Annotated in this window: 2 protein-coding genes; both read right to left on the bottom strand. The window is 49.7% G+C overall.

Annotated features, from left to right (window positions below; all coding sequences use genetic code 11):
* Window positions 1-306: 306 nt before the first annotated feature.
* Window positions 307-822: a phage major tail tube protein gene (locus ACEPPX_RS11695; protein ID WP_416624180.1), complete on the bottom strand. Its 516-nt coding sequence runs from the start codon at window positions 820-822 to the stop codon at window positions 307-309.
* Window positions 823-833: 11 nt separating this feature from the next.
* On the bottom strand, window positions 834-1,776 hold a 943-nt coding region (locus ACEPPX_RS11690), incomplete at its 5' end, for a phage tail sheath family protein (protein ID WP_416624179.1).

Here is a 1,776-nt window from a genome sequence, read left to right as displayed (position 1 = left end):
CTCACTTTTTCCAACATCTCGCCCGTCGGCAGGCGTACCGGATATTTCAGCTTAACTTCTTGGCTGATGCCCATATCATTTTGCAGTTGTTTGGCTTCATTCATTTTTGCAATCCTTTTTCAAAAAAAGCCGTGCGGGGCGGCCGGATTCATCCGCAGTCTGTATTCTTTAAAGTGTCAGTTTAGGTGCTCCGAGAATCTGTGCCTTTTAAACGGGTTTAAAAAAACCCTGCCGTAAGGCAGGGTGTTTGTGGTGCATTTTTCGGTGCACATTTTATTTTGTTCGGGTGACTCAACAACTTCGACCTTATGCGCCGATATTCTTACGCATCTGTGCCAATACATCCTGACCGTTGACACGCAGGGTGTTGGTAAAGGCGTTGTAGTAAAACAGCTCGCGACCATCGGACACTTGGCGCACTTCGTTAACCTGAAAGGTACTCGAAAATTCTGCCTTTTCCTTCGGCTTAAATCCGCCCAAGGCATCCTTGCCAAAAGTGCCGGTCATTGTAGTGACCATTGGCACTTCTTTTTCCAAACCGGCCGCATCGAAAGTCTGTAGGTTCGAGCGAATAATCAGCTGGGCAGATTTAAACGGATTGCGGCTGCGCGCGGCGACTTCCGGATAAAAACTGTTCCAAGTTACTTCCGCTTCCAAGGCTTCCATACCACTCGGCAGCTTGATGGTACCGAATAAGCCCAAGCCGGTGACTTCATCCATGGTGAACTCAATTTCCGGTGCGGTGATTTCGGCCGCTTTACCGAGCAGGCTGTTACCGTCGATATAGACGTTCGCGTTGTAGATTGCGTTTAATTTAGGCATTTTACGGCTCCTTAATTACCGCTGCTGACCAAATTGGCCAAATATTTACGGGTCATTACCGACTTATTACTGATGCGTTCGGCAGGCAGTTTCGGCGTGTATTCATACACAATAGGCACCTGACCTTTACTGAAGGCATCGACTAAATCATAGTCATAATCCAAATCCAGCGAGAAGCCGACAATGCTTGGTAGAGTAGACAAATAGGTGCGGATGGTTTCCAGTAGGCTGTCAAGCAAGGCATCATCAATCGGGCGGTCAACATATTGCAGTTGTGCGCGACGGATGGATTCATCAATTAAGTCACCGGTACGTTGCGCCACTTCAAAATTCTTGATGTGCGATACGGTTGGGAAACACGCCAAGCGGTTGCCCCACATCCGATAACCCGTGCCGTATGAATTGAATACGGTAGTGATGCCTTTTTCGTTCAGGCGGTTGGTTTCGCTCTGTGGGTCATCAGCACGGGCGGTTAAGCCCACTTCCAGACCAGTTACACCCAACAGCTCCTTGTTGGAAATACTCCACCAATAGCCTTTTTCCACATCGGTTTTCATGCGTAGCGCGGCGGCGTGGGTGGCGAGACTTTCCGCACCAAGCAAGCCGATAACGTGAGGGTAAAACAGTTGCGCACGGTCAGATGAAGTATTGAAATTAATTGCCCCGCCCGGGCCACGGCCTTCCAATGCCTTACTTAGCGATGTGCCTTGTGGGGCGTTGATATAAGCAATTGCGCCGAGCTTATCGGCTACAGTAATCATAGCCGCCGCACAAGTAGCGGTTTTGTCATACCCGGGTACGATAATGATTTTGGCGTCGGCACCGAAACGGTTGAAGCCTTCGGTAACCAGCTCCATACCGGTACGCTTGCCAGTCGCAGCCACATAAGCACCGATGATGTCGGCTTCAGTCACTTTGCTAGGATCGGTATGGGTATAGGTAATCTTCGGGGCG

Source organism: Neisseria sp. S1 (assembly GCF_048060015.1).
Classification (GTDB): Bacteria; Pseudomonadota; Gammaproteobacteria; order Burkholderiales; family Neisseriaceae; genus Neisseria; species Neisseria arctica.
This window is presented reverse-complemented; position numbering and strand designations above follow the sequence as displayed.

Bases quoted from the DNA above. Each gene is read 5' to 3' on its own strand.
- ACEPPX_RS11695 (WP_416624180.1), bottom strand. From the start codon at position 822: ATGCCTAAATTAAACGCAATCTACAACGCGAACGTCTATATCGACGGT.